Origin of the sequence: Nocardioides sp. (genome assembly GCF_034670285.1) — a bacterium.
Lineage (GTDB): Bacteria > Actinomycetota > Actinomycetes > Propionibacteriales > Nocardioidaceae > Nocardioides.
Genome location: NZ_JAXMNS010000084.1, coordinates 1 through 10,974, shown reverse-complemented (window position 1 = coordinate 10,974; position 10,974 = coordinate 1). Strand labels below are relative to the sequence as shown.

The 10,974-nt window shown below is 70.2% G+C and carries 13 protein-coding genes; 4 read left to right on the top strand and 9 right to left on the bottom strand.

Annotation, left to right across the window (positions count from 1 at the left end; genetic code table 11):
• Positions 1-7: 7 nt before the first annotated feature.
• Positions 8-769 (bottom strand): glycerate kinase, encoded by a 762-nt coding sequence (locus tag VOI19_RS06205; protein ID WP_323792087.1) that lies wholly within the window; start codon positions 767-769, stop codon positions 8-10.
• Positions 770-802: 33 nt separating this feature from the next.
• Here VOI19_RS06205 and VOI19_RS06200 point away from each other — a divergent pair, with 33 nt between their 5' ends.
• Together VOI19_RS06200 and nadA are read left to right on the top strand one after the other, a co-directional pair.
• Entirely contained in the window at positions 803-1,684 is an 882-nt protein-coding gene (locus VOI19_RS06200) for a GNAT family N-acetyltransferase (protein WP_323792086.1), read from the top strand.
• 27 nt (positions 1,685-1,711) lie between these two features.
• Positions 1,712-2,896 carry a quinolinate synthase NadA gene (gene nadA, locus VOI19_RS06195; protein ID WP_323792085.1) on the top strand — a complete coding sequence of 395 codons (1,185 nt, stop codon included), beginning with the start codon at positions 1,712-1,714 and terminating at the stop codon, positions 2,894-2,896.
• A 24-nt stretch (positions 2,897-2,920) separates the two neighbouring features.
• Here nadA and VOI19_RS06190 read toward each other — a convergent pair whose 3' ends face one another.
• The 7 genes from VOI19_RS06190 to VOI19_RS06160 all read right to left on the bottom strand — a co-directional run bounded on the left by VOI19_RS06190 (position 2,921) and on the right by VOI19_RS06160 (position 8,411).
• The gene (locus tag VOI19_RS06190) at positions 2,921-4,087 is read right to left on the bottom strand and encodes a GAF domain-containing sensor histidine kinase (protein WP_323792084.1); all 1,167 of its coding nucleotides are present in this window, start codon (positions 4,085-4,087) and stop codon (positions 2,921-2,923) included.
• Between the two features lie 52 nt (positions 4,088-4,139).
• A complete protein-coding gene (locus VOI19_RS06185) occupies positions 4,140-5,069 on the bottom strand; it encodes a hypothetical protein (RefSeq protein WP_323792083.1) in 930 nt (309 codons plus the stop codon).
• Positions 5,070-5,100: 31 nt separating this feature from the next.
• Positions 5,101-5,661 (bottom strand): hypothetical protein, encoded by a 561-nt coding sequence (locus tag VOI19_RS06180; RefSeq protein ID WP_323792082.1) that lies wholly within the window; start codon positions 5,659-5,661, stop codon positions 5,101-5,103.
• 86 nt (positions 5,662-5,747) lie between these two features.
• Complete coding sequence (gene pspAB, locus VOI19_RS06175; RefSeq protein ID WP_323792081.1) at positions 5,748-6,341, bottom strand: PspA-associated protein PspAB; 594 nt, start codon at positions 6,339-6,341, stop codon at positions 5,748-5,750.
• A 13-nt stretch (positions 6,342-6,354) separates the two neighbouring features.
• Complete coding sequence (gene htpX, locus VOI19_RS06170; protein ID WP_323792080.1) at positions 6,355-7,296, bottom strand: zinc metalloprotease HtpX; 942 nt, start codon at positions 7,294-7,296, stop codon at positions 6,355-6,357.
• An 87-nt stretch (positions 7,297-7,383) separates the two neighbouring features.
• Positions 7,384-7,662, bottom strand: coding sequence for a PspA-associated protein PspAA (gene pspAA / locus VOI19_RS06165; RefSeq protein WP_323792079.1), 279 nt, complete (start codon positions 7,660-7,662; stop codon positions 7,384-7,386).
• A complete protein-coding gene (locus VOI19_RS06160; protein ID WP_323792078.1) occupies positions 7,659-8,411 on the bottom strand; it encodes a PspA/IM30 family protein in 753 nt (250 codons plus the stop codon). Before VOI19_RS06160 ends, pspAA begins: the two co-directional genes overlap by 4 nt.
• A 103-nt stretch (positions 8,412-8,514) precedes the next feature.
• On the opposite strand from VOI19_RS06160, the gene VOI19_RS06155 reads away from it, so the two are divergent.
• The gene (locus VOI19_RS06155) at positions 8,515-9,099 is read left to right on the top strand and encodes a DUF3043 domain-containing protein (protein WP_323792077.1); all 585 of its coding nucleotides are present in this window, start codon (positions 8,515-8,517) and stop codon (positions 9,097-9,099) included.
• Positions 9,100-9,388: 289 nt separating this feature from the next.
• Here the strand turns inward: VOI19_RS06155 and VOI19_RS06150 are convergent, their stop codons facing one another.
• Positions 9,389-10,399, bottom strand: coding sequence for an aldo/keto reductase family protein (locus VOI19_RS06150; protein WP_323792076.1), 1,011 nt, complete (start codon positions 10,397-10,399; stop codon positions 9,389-9,391).
• 24 nt (positions 10,400-10,423) lie between these two features.
• On the opposite strand from VOI19_RS06150, the gene VOI19_RS06145 reads away from it, so the two are divergent.
• Positions 10,424-10,974: GNAT family N-acetyltransferase (locus VOI19_RS06145; protein ID WP_323792075.1), on the top strand; the 551-nt coding region annotated here is incomplete at its 3' end.

Genomic DNA, 10,974 nt, shown 5'->3' with positions numbered 1-10,974 from the left:
TCGGCCGTCAGCGGCGGGCGTCTCGCTCCTGGGCGGCCAGCGCGCGCAGCACGTCGGCGCGGCCCTCGAGCACGAAGCGCTGCGCGGCGGCGGGCGCCGCGGTGCGCTCGAGCCAGGCGTCGACCTGGACGATCTTGTCGTCGTAGATGCCCTTCTGGGGCCCGTAGGTCTTGGTGGCTCCGAAGAGACCGGTGAGGGGGTTGTCGACGTCGGAGGCCATCACGAGCTCGATCCCCTCGAGACGCTTCTTCGCCGGGGCGAGGTCGACCGTCGTCAGGTGGCCGAAGCAGATCGGGCCGGCGTCGAGCTGCCCGTCAGAGGTGGCTCCGAGGGCGGCCAGCACCCCTGCTCCCCCGTCGTTGGTGCCCGAACCTCCGAGACCGACGACGACCTTGGTGGCCCCGCCGTCGATGGCCGCCTGGATGAGGTCGCCCACGCCCTCGCTCGTGGCGAACTCGGCCCCGCCACCAGCGTCCAGCAGCAAGGGCAGCCCACACGCCTGGGCGCTCTCGATGTAGGCGGTGTCACCGACGCGCAGGATCGTGGCCGGCACCGGCTCTCCGTGCATCGCCTCCACGGTCAGCATCAACAGCTCCCCGCCGAGGGCAGCGTGGAGGACGTCGACGAAGCCGGGCCCGCCGTCGGCCATCGGCGCCAGGTCGAGCTCGTCGTCCGGGGCGTGCCGGCGCCAGCCGGTGGCGATCGCCTCGGCAGCCTCCACTGCGGTGAGGGTGCCGGCGAACTTGTCGGGTGCCACCAGAACTCGCATGCCCCCATCCTGACCGGTCCCTAGGGTGGTCCGGTGAGCGACGTGCGGATCCGACCCATGGTGCCTGCTGACGTGCCGGTCGCGGAGCGGCTCTGCGCCGAGGCCTTCGTCGATCTCGACCGACGCATGCTGCCGGGGTCGTGGCCGGCCCCGGAACCCCGCAGCGCCTCGCGCGCCGACACCTGGAGCGAGCGCACCGCTCACCTGCTGGCCACCGACCCCGGAGGCTGCTGGGTCGCCGAGGTCGGCGACGAGATGGCGGGCTTCGCGACGTCGACGGTGCGCGAGAAGCTCCGGACCCTGGCCACGTACGCCGTCCTGCCCGGGCTCCAGGGAGCCGGGATCGGCACTCCGCTCCTCGACGCCGCGCTGCACCACGGTCGGGGATGCCTGCGCGGGATGCTCTCGTCGTCCTCCGACGTCCGGGCCGTGCGCCGCTACCGACAGGCCGGCTTCTCGTTGCACCCGCAGATGTTCCTGCGCGGCACGGTCGACCGCTCGACGATCCCCGTCGTGGAGAAGGTCCGCGAGGGGTCGGCGTCCGACATCGACCTCATGGACTCCCTCGACCGACGCGCCCGCGGCGCCGCCCACGGCGTCGACCACCCCTTCATGCTCAGCCGGGGGCGGCTGATCGTCTCCGACTCCAGCACCGGGTCGGGCTACGCCTACGTCGACGACGACGGCGGACCCGCTCTCCTGGCGGCCGACAACCGGCTCACCGCCTCCCGCCTGCTGTGGACCGTTCTGGCCGACGGCCCGGCGGCGACGACGGTCCCGCACGTCACCGCTGCCAACGAGTGGGCGATCGACGTCGCGCTGGCCGCTCGGCTCGACCTGCACACCGCCGGCTACCTGGCGCTGCGCCAGATGGCGCCCCCGACGCCCTACCTGCACAACGGTGCCCTGCTCTGACGTCCGGGCGACGCCTAGGATGGACCCATGACCACCGTGGACCTTCCGCTCCTGCCCCTCGGACGAGGCGTCGACCGCGCGTCGGAGCGCGGGGTCGAGTGTCCCGGCGACCTGCCTGCGGCCTCCGACCCCGATCTCGTGGCCCGCGCGCTGGCGGCCAAGGAGGCCCTCGGCGAGCGCCTGTTCGTGCTCGGGCACCACTACCAGCGCGACGAGGTCATCCAGTTCGCCGACGTCACCGGTGACTCCTTCAAGCTCGCGCGCGACGCGGCCGGACGACCCGACGCCGAGTTCGTGGTGTTCTGCGGGGTCCACTTCATGGCCGAGTCCGCCGACATCCTCACCGGCCCCGAGCAGCAGGTCATCCTTCCCGACCTGGCCGCCGGGTGCTCCATGGCCGACATGGCGCGGCTCCCGCAGGTCGAGGCCGCCTGGGAGGCGCTTGCCGCGGCAGGGGTGCAGGACAGCGTCGTGCCCGTCACCTACATGAACTCCAGCGCCGACATCAAGGCGTTCTGCGGGCGCAACGGCGGCGTCGTGTGCACGTCATCCAACGCCGACGTCGCTCTCGAGTGGGCCTTCGAGCAGAAGGGCGGCCTGGACGCCGGCGCGAAGGTGCTCTTCTTCCCCGACCAGCACCTCGGCCGCAACACCGCGGTGCTCCAGATGGGGATCTCGCTGGACGAGTGCGTCGTGTGGAACCCGCACCTGCCCGGCGGCGGCCTCACCGTCGAGGAGCTGCGCGAGGCCAAGATGATCTTGTGGAAGGGCCACTGCTCCGTCCACGGCCGGTTCTCCCCCAAGGTCGTCGACGAGCTTCGCGCGACGATCCCCGACGTCCAGATCCTCGTGCACCCCGAGTGCACGCACGAGGTCGTGCTCAAGGCCGACCTGGTGGGGTCGACGGAGTTCATCATCAAGACGATCGAGGCCGCCCCGAGCGGGTCGGCCTGGGCGATCGGCACCGAGCTCAACCTGGTGCAGCGCCTGGCCAACGAGCACCCCGACAAGCGGATCGTGTTCCTCGACAAGAACGTCTGCTACTGCTCCACGATGAACCGCATCGACCTGCCCCACCTCGTGTGGGCGCTGGAGTCACTCGTCGCCGGCACCGTCGTCAACCGCATCGAGGTCGACCCCGACACCGAGCGCGACGCCCTGGTCGCCCTGCAGCGGATGCTCGACCTGCCCGGCAAGTCGCACCGCGACTGACGGCGGCCGGCTCTCCCCGAGGACTCAGCCGGGGAGCTCGAAGGCCATCGTGACGCCTCCGCCAGGGGTCTCGAGCAGCTCGATGGTGCCGCCGTGGGCCTGCACGACGCGGCGACAGGTGTCGAGGCCGATGCCCGAGCCCGACCCGTCGGCGTAGAGACGCACACGCGGCTCGAAGACCCGCTCGCGCTCGGTCTCCGGCACCCCGCGGCCGTTGTCGGCGATGAGGACCCGCCATCGGCCGTCGTGCTCGACGGCGGAGATGTCGAGGACCAGCCGGCGCTGGGGGTCGCGGTACTTCGAGGCGTTGTCGAGCAGGTTCTGGATCAGTGAGCGCAGCTGGGTGCGGTCCCCCGAGACCACGGGCAGCTCGGAGCGGGTGACCTCCGCGTCGGCCAGCGGCACCTCGAGCTCGGTGAGGACCTCGTCGAGGACGTCGTCCAGGGCGACCGACATCACCGAGAGCCCTCCGCCCAGCGAGGCGTAGGACAGCACGTCGTCGATCATCGCCGCCATCCGGTGGGAGCCGTTGATCGCCCGCTCGAGCAGCCGGTAGGCGCCGTCGGCGTCGAGCCCGTCGGCCAGCTGCTCCCGGAGCAGGCCGAGCGACATCGACAGCGTCGCCAGGGGTGTCTTGAGGTCGTGGCTCACCCGGCCGGCGAAGGTCGAGAGCCGCTCGTTGGACGCCGCCAGCTGACGGCTGCGCCAACCCAGCTCGAGGACGTCGACGATCCGGTCGGCGAGGGTGGAGAGGGCGTCGACCTGGGTCCGGTCCAGCTCGCGCGGGCTCTCGTCGAAGACACACAAGGTGCCGATGGTGACGCCGGACAGCGTCACCAGCTTGTGGGAGGCGTAGAAACGGACGTGTCCGATGGCGCCCGTCACGAACGGGTTGTGCATGAAGCGCGGGTCGAGCGAGGCGTCGGCGACCACGATCGGAGTGTCCTCGTCCAGCACGTGGGCACACATCGAGTCCTCGCGGCTGCACACGGCCGCGTCGAACCCGAAGGCAGCGACCTGGTGCTGCGCGACGTCGTCGATCAGGTTGATCGTCGCCATCGGCGTCCCGCAGACGCGAGCGGCCAGCTCGACGATGGCGAGCAGCTCGTTGCGTGGTGCGTGATCGATGATGTCGAGGCGATCGAGCTCGGCGACGCGGGAGCGGTCCTGCGCCGTACGGGACTTCGTCACGCTGCTCGTGCCCCTGTCATGGCTGTGGATACGGATTCGGTCTCGGGTCGGATCACAGGTAGGACCCGACCTCGGTGTTGTTGTTGGCCGACGTCGGCTCGGTCACGGTCGCCGAGATGGTGCCGGTGCCGGACTGGCCGATGAAGAACGAGAACGACTTCGAGACGTCCCGTTCGATCGGCAGCGGGCTGGAGAACCTGAGGGTCATCGGGCTCGAGGTCTCGGCCACCGACGACGGGGACACCGTGTAGAACTCCGGGTTGTCGTCTCCGGCGTTGCTGTAGGAGATCGTGCCCGTCGTGGGCGTGATCGTCACCTCCACCGTCTGGTTGGGTGCCACGACCACGCCGTTGTTCTTGAACGTGATGAAGATGTTGCCGTTGTCGAGGGGTGAGCTGATCGAGGTGATGTCCACGTCGACCGCCGCCTCGTCGCCCCACACCCCGGTCGCCCCCGTGTTGGCGCCGGTGGGCGTGGTGGTCGGAGCGGCGACGACGATGTTGCCAACGCCCATGGCCGAGTTGATGGTGAACCGCAACGTGTCCGACTGGGAGGCCGCCAGGCCACCGGCTCGGACGAACGTGACGCTGAAGTTTCCCGCGGTGACCGTGTAGGGACTGCTGGTCCACGGGGCGGAGACGTCGTCGACCCCGTAGGCCACCGACGTCCCGGGGACGGCGACGACGAAGTCGACGACGACGCTCAGGGCGGTCGCGTCCACCGGGCCTTCATTGGTGAAGGTGATCGCGCAGTCGACGATCCCCCCGAAGGCGGTGCGTCGGACCCCGGTGACCTCGCTGACCACGACAGCCGGCGCGCCACCCGAGACGGCACTGGCCGAGGCCCTGGAGGCCGCGACGATCAGCGGGACCGTCCAGGCGGCGGCCCCGGCACCGACGACGACGCTTCGGCGGTTGACGACGCTGGGGCCCCGGCCGGGGTCTGCGGGCTGAGCAGGCGGAACGGGCTGCGGGTCGGTCATCGGGAAGTCTCGTCTCTCTGGGCGGCGCTGATCACGTGTAAGGCGTCGGGCCTGCCGGTGTGCCCGACCCGCCCTGCGGGCCGGTGGGCACCGGGGTCACGAGGATGGTTCCGAGATAGTTGCCCGCTGCCAGCGGGTAGACGCGGATCCTGAAGCCCAGCGTCGCTGTGGCGGTGGCCGGCGCACCGGATCCGGTCAGCTGCGGATCGAGCCTGACGAACTCGTAGGTCCGGGAGGTGGTCGCCGGGGCGTCGATCCCCACGTAGGCGAACCCACCCGCTACGCCGGTCGGTGCCTGGGTGAGCGCAGCGGTGGCGGTCGTGGAGTCGTTGAACCTCACCAGGACCGTCAGCCCCGAGGTGTCCGCCGTGCTGTCGTTGGTGAACGTCACCGACACGTCAAGCTGGTTGTTGTCGCGCGACGACACGATGCTGCCAGCCCGCACCTGGGGCTCACCGGACACGGACGCGCGTGCCGGTGCAGCACTCGCCACCAGCACTACTGGGGCTGCCCACGCGGTGGTCGCCGCCGCGTGCACCACCGCACGTCGGGAGAGCTGCGGTCTGCTCGCGCGGTCTCTCTCGGAGCCCATCGGTGTCTCCTCCACGTCCGCCCGCTGTCGCTCGAGGACGGGGCGCTGATGGCCGACATGCTAGCGAGGAGATGTTTCGGGGGCAGTCAAACGCCGGGAGCACCCCACAGGGCGAGCCAGCGCGAGAGGTCCTGCTCGACGGGCAGCTCTCCGGCCAGGGCGTCGCGCACCTGGATCTCGAGGAGGTTGTCGCGGCGCCGGTCGTCGCCCGCAGCGGGCGCGAAGGGGTAGAACGTGCCCTGCTTGTAGAGGTAGACCAGCCCGAGCGTGCGACCCGAGGCGTCGGCGAACGGGATCAGCGAGCACAGGAGGGAGGGGCCGAACCCAGCCGCCTCGAGCGTCGTGTTGACCGCGTGGAGGTCGGTGCACAACCCACCGAGGTCGCCGGCCACGGCGTCGTAGGGCTCGTGGTCGACCTCGAGCCAGGTGTAGCCGAAGCCGTCCTCGCTCACCCTCACCTCGGGTCCGTCGGCATCGTTCTCGAGGAGCTCGACAACGTCGGCCTGTGCCTGGGCGAACCCGGATCCGGCCGGCGCGCGGTAGCAGACCGCCCCGTCACCGGTCGGCACCAGCCCGATCGAGGTCTGGAGCGTGATCGCCGCGCTGGGCACGGCGAACAACGAGTCGAGATTGGCCTGGACCGGACGCGAGCGGCCCATCAGGTTGCGCAGCAGACCCATCAGAGAAGACCGCTCATCGCGTGGGCCGGCCCAGCTCGGCCTGGATGCCGGCCAGCTGCTCGAGTCGCTGCTCGAGAGAGGGGTGCGTGGAGGTCAACGTCTTGAGCGACACCCCGCGGATCGAGGGGGCGATGCACAGCGCGCTGGCGGCGCCGACCTGGCGAAGGTCGCGCTCGGGGATGGTGTTGATCTCTCCGGTGATCTTCTGCAGCGCCGAGGCGAGAGCCGCGGGCTTCATGGTGAGGTAGGCCCCGGCCCGGTCGGCCGACATCTCGCGATAGCGCGAGAGCAGCCGCAGGAGGACGAAGCTCACGGCGTACACGACGAGGCTGACGGCCAGCACGAGCAGCCAGACGGGGAGTCCGTTGTTGTTGTTGCTGTCGCGACGACCGCCGAGACCGCCGAACATCATCCCGTACTGCGCACCCTGGGTGAGCATGCCGGCGGCGATGCCCGCCGAGCTCGCCACCGTCATCACCAGCACGTCACGATGGGCGACGTGGGAGAGCTCGTGGGCGAGCACGCCCTCGAGCTCCTCGGCCGTGAGCATCCCGAGGATCCCCGTGGTCACGCACACCACCGAACGCTCGGGCGAGCGACCGGTCGCGAAGGCGTTGGGCACGCGGGTGTCAGAGATGCCGACGCGCGGCTTGGGCATGTCGGCCATGGTGCAGAGCCGGTCGATCATGGCGTGGAGCTCGGGGGCCTCGGCGGGGGAGACCTCGCGCGCCCGCATCGCCTTCATCGCCACGGTGTCGGAGGAGTACCACTGGTAGATCGCGACCCCGATGCCGACGATCCCGATCAGCACCGCGATGCCGGCACCGCCCTGACCGCTCCCGAAGATCACCATCAGCGAGACGACGAGGGTCACGAAGAGCCCGCCGAGGAGGAACATCACCAGGGTCATGCGGGCGGTCAGCCCCGGGTCACCGACGAAACGCGAACGAGCCATGGGTCCAGTGTGCCGCGTGAGCCCAACTCCTGCCCCGGCGCGGGCTGTGCAGCGGCTGTGCAGCGTGCTCAACCGCTTGGTCAGGCTTCAGCCCGGGATCAGGCCGTCGCCGGCGAGCAGGTGCCGGACGTCCTCGATCGAGGCGTCCGACGGCGGCAGGATCAGGTCGGACTCGTCGAGGCTGTCGAGGTCGTGCGGCACCCCGACCGTGCGGACGCCGTCCAACAGCGCTGCGAGCGCGGCGGTGAAGGCTGCCTCGTCACCGGCCTCGACGGCCGCCTCGACGGCACCGTCGAGGTCGTTGAGACGGTCGATCGCGTGGTCGGCGACGTCGTACTGCCCCTCGCCGAGGATCCGCAGGATCATCGCTGCTCGCCCTCCCCTGCACCGGGCTCGATCGCGTCAGGCGCGGCTGGGGCGGAGAGGCCCTTGAGACGCATCAGCTCGGTCTCGACGTCCGACTTCGAGCTCATCGCCTCGAGCTCACGACTGATGTCGTCGCCGGCGTTGACCGAGCTGGCGTCGTCGAGGGCACCGGAGGCGATCAACTCGTCGATCGCGCCCGCACGGGCCTGCATCGTGGCCGTCTTGTCCTCGGCACGCTGGATCGCCATACCGACGTCACCCATCTCCTCGCCGATGCCGGACATCGCCTCGTTGATGCGGGTCTGGGCCTCGGCTGCGGTGTAGGTCGCCTTGATCGTCTCCTTGCGGGTGCGGAAGGACTCGACCTTCGCCTGGAGACGCTTCTGGGCGTTGGTGAGCTTCTCCTCCTCGGCCTGCAGCTGTGCGTGCTGGGTGCGCAGGTCCTCGATCTGTCCGGAGAGAGCCGACTTGCGCGTCAGCGCCTCACGGGCGAGGTCCTCGCGATCCATCTGCAGCGACTTCTCGGCCTGGCCCTGCAGCTTGGCGCCCTGCTGCTCGAGCTGGGCGAGCTGGAGCTCGATGCGCTTGCGGCTCGTCGCCACGTCGGCGACCCCGCGACGCACGTTGCTCAACAGCTCGAGCTGACGTTGATAGCTGTAGTCGAGCGTCTCGCGCGGGTCCTCGGCACGATCGAGCGCCTTGTTGGCCTTGGCTCGGAAGATCAGGCTCATCCGCTTCATGATGCTCATGGCCTCACCCTATGCGGCTCGGGCAACCGTTGCACCACGCGCCTGAGGGGTGCCCGCGGAGTTCCGGGTAGACTGGCCGTCCTGGCAGTCCCGCCGCAGACCGATGAGAAAGCACCCTGTGTTCCGTCGCAACAAGACCGACTCCGAGGCGCCGATGACGTCCGCCGAGTCCCTCGCCCAGCTGACCGCCTCCGGCACCACCGCCGGCAAGGGTCGTCCGACCCCCTCCCGCAAGGAGGCCGAGGCCGCCGCTCGGGCGCGAGCCAAGGTGCCGCGCACCCGCAAGGAGCAGATGGCCCGCCAGCGCTCGATGAAGTCCGAGAGCTCACGGAGCCTGCGGGCCGACATGAAGGCGGGCAAGGTGCTCCTCGCCCGCGACCAGGGCCCCGTGCGCGCCTTCCTGCGTGACTTCGTCGACAGCCGCTTCTCGTTCGCCGAGATCGTGATCCCGTTGATGATCATCTCGCTCGTGGTGCCCGCGCTGGTCTTCCCACTCTTCATCGTGCTGATCGTCGACCTGGTGGTCCTCCGGTTCCGGATGCGCAAGCAGATGGCGCTGCGCTTCCCCGACGAGCCGCTGAAGGGCACGACCTACTACACGCTGAGCCGCGCGATGCAGATGAAGTTCATGCGTATGCCGAAGGCCCGCGTCAAGATCGGCGAGTCGCTTCCCGAGCACTACCGATAGCAGGCAGACCGACGCAGGAGGTCTCCTGCTATCGGTAGTGATCATCGGTGGTTGAGCAGCGAGCGCGGCCGAGCCTGCGAGGTCGCGACCGAGCGTGACGAAACCCGGCGAGGTGCCTACCGACCGCAGGGACGGAGGGCGCTGATCTCACCGGGCTTCGTCGAGCGTGACGAAACCCGGCGAGGTGCCTACCGACCGCAGGACGGAGGGCGCGGATCTCACCGGGCTTCGTCGACGGCTCGTCCCTCGCCTGCTCAGCCTCCGAGGCTGACCAGTGTGAAGACCGGCGTCAGGCGAACATCTCGCTGCGGCGCGGCGACTGCGTCTTGGCCGGGTCGCGCTCGATGACGCCCTCGAGCGCCTCGTCGATCGCGGCGAGCGCGGCGTCGTCCAGCTTCACCCCGGCGGCCTTGACGTTGTCGGTGACCTGCTCGGGCCGGCTCGCACCGATGATCGCCGACGACACGTTGGGGTTCTGCAACGTCCAGGCGACGGCGAGCTGGGCCATGCTCAGTCCGGCCTCGTCGGCGATGGGCTTCAGCTTCTGCACGCGCGTCAGGACGTCGTCCTTCATCCAGCGCGAGATCATCTGGTCGCCACCCTTCTCGTCGGTCGCCCGCGACCCGACCGGCGGCGCCTGACCGGGCACGTACTTGCCGGTGAGCACCCCCTGCGCGATGGGTGACCAGACGACCTGGCCCAGACCGAGCTCCTCACAGGTGGGCACGACCTCGGACTCGATGACGCGCCAGAGCATGTTGTACTGCGGCTGGCTGGACACGAGCGGCACGCGCAGCTCACGGGCCAGCCCGTGCGCCGCACGGATCTCCTCCGCCCGCCACTCCGAGACACCGATGTAGAGCGCCTTCCCCGCTCGTACGACGTCGGCGAAGGCCTCCATCGTCTCCTCCAGCGGGGTCTCGTGGTCGTAGCGGTGCGCCTGGTAGAGGTCGACGTAGTCGGTGCCGAGGCGCTGCAGCGAGCCGTCGATCGACTCCATGATGTGCTTGCGCGAGAGCCCGTGGTCGTTGTGCTTGCCGGGGCCGGTGGGCCAGAAGACCTTCGTGAAGATCTCCAGACCGGCGCGACGCTCCCCCGCCAGGGCCTTGCCGAGGACGGTCTCCGCGGCGGTGTTGGCGTAGACGTCCGCGGTGTCGAAGGTGGTGATCCCCTCGTCGAGGGCCTGGCGCACGCAGGCGAGCGCGGCGTCCTCCTCGACCTGGGAACCATGGGTGAGCCAGTTGCCGTACGAGATGGCCGAGATCTTCAGGCCGCTCGCTCCGAGGTTACGAATCTCCATGTCGCCGACACTAGTCTCGGGGCCATGAGCACTCCCCCCGACCGCCCCGACGGCCCCGCGCCTTCCGCCGACGTCTCGGTCCGGATCGCCTGGGCCGACGACGCCCCGGCGGTGGCCGCCGTGCAGCTCGGGTCCTGGCGCAGCCAGTACGCCGGGCTGCTCCCCGACGGAGTGCTTCCCGACGACCCGGCCGAGCTGGCCTCCACCTGGCGCGCAGCCCTGGCCCGGCCGAAGGATGCCCGCAACCGGGTGCTGGTGGCCCTGGAGCGCAACCGGGTGGCGGGTTTCGCCGTCATCACGCCCTCGCCGGACCCCGACTGCGACCCGGTCGCCGACGCCGAGCTCGCCGAGCTGGTCGTGGCTCCCGCCGAGCTGGGCAAGGGCCACGGGAGCCGGTTGCTCCAGGCCGTCGTCGACACGATGGTCGCCGACCGCTTCACGCGCGCGACGACCTGGACCCTCGGCACCGACGATGCCCGACGACGCTTCCTCTCCGACGCCGGGTGGGCGACGGACTCCGCGCATCGCGAGCTGGACCTCGACGGCACTGGCACCACCGTGGTCAAGCAGGTCCG

Coding starts and splice junctions, on each gene's coding strand:
- htpX (WP_323792080.1), bottom strand. CDS start 7,296: ATGGCTCGTTCGCGTTTCGTCGGTGACCCGGGGCTGACCGCCCGCATG.
- VOI19_RS06155 (WP_323792077.1), top strand. CDS start 8,515: ATGAGAAAGCACCCTGTGTTCCGTCGCAACAAGACCGACTCCGAGGCG.
- nadA (WP_323792085.1), top strand. CDS start 1,712: ATGACCACCGTGGACCTTCCGCTCCTGCCCCTCGGACGAGGCGTCGAC.
- VOI19_RS06160 (WP_323792078.1), bottom strand. CDS start 8,411: ATGAGCATCATGAAGCGGATGAGCCTGATCTTCCGAGCCAAGGCCAAC.
- VOI19_RS06205 (WP_323792087.1), bottom strand. CDS start 769: ATGCGAGTTCTGGTGGCACCCGACAAGTTCGCCGGCACCCTCACCGCA.
- VOI19_RS06180 (WP_323792082.1), bottom strand. CDS start 5,661: ATGGGCTCCGAGAGAGACCGCGCGAGCAGACCGCAGCTCTCCCGACGT.
- pspAB (WP_323792081.1), bottom strand. CDS start 6,341: ATGGGTCTGCTGCGCAACCTGATGGGCCGCTCGCGTCCGGTCCAGGCC.
- pspAA (WP_323792079.1), bottom strand. CDS start 7,662: ATGATCCTGCGGATCCTCGGCGAGGGGCAGTACGACGTCGCCGACCAC.
- VOI19_RS06150 (WP_323792076.1), bottom strand. CDS start 10,399: ATGGAGATTCGTAACCTCGGAGCGAGCGGCCTGAAGATCTCGGCCATC.
- VOI19_RS06185 (WP_323792083.1), bottom strand. CDS start 5,069: ATGACCGACCCGCAGCCCGTTCCGCCTGCTCAGCCCGCAGACCCCGGC.